Origin of the sequence: Microbacterium sp. UBA3486 (genome assembly GCF_002377845.1) — a bacterium.
GTDB lineage: Bacteria > Actinomycetota > Actinomycetes > Actinomycetales > Microbacteriaceae > Microbacterium > Microbacterium maritypicum_A.
The window spans coordinates 66,229-66,502 of sequence record NZ_DFQP01000016.1 but is presented as its reverse complement, the minus strand read 5'-3'; the positions used below and the strand labels follow the sequence as shown (position 1 = coordinate 66,502).

The 274-nt window shown below is 72.6% G+C and carries 1 pseudogene; it reads left to right on the top strand.

The annotated features are described in order from the left end of the window. Nucleotides 1-261: pseudogene (locus B2869_RS02435) on the top strand (ATPase); the annotation flags it as partial. Between the last annotated feature and the right edge of the window lie 13 nt (nucleotides 262-274).

The following is a 274-nucleotide window of genomic DNA, read 5'->3' as shown; positions in this document are numbered from 1 at the left end:
GACGTCGTCGCCGGCGGGATCGTCACCGAGGGGATCCGACTGCTCACGGCGACGGCGTCCGCCGCGTCCGCGCTCACGGCCGACGTCGTGCTCCATGGCGGACTCACCGCGCATTCGTGGTTCCGCGAGTGCCTCACCTCCTCCCTGCAGGCTGCCGGGCGTCGGGTCGTCCCCGCGCGCGGTGACGCCCTCGACGGTGCGCTGCTGCTCGCACGCCGCACCGACCTCCCCCACGAAAGGTTCGTCCACCGTGCCGAATGACGATTCCCGCCTC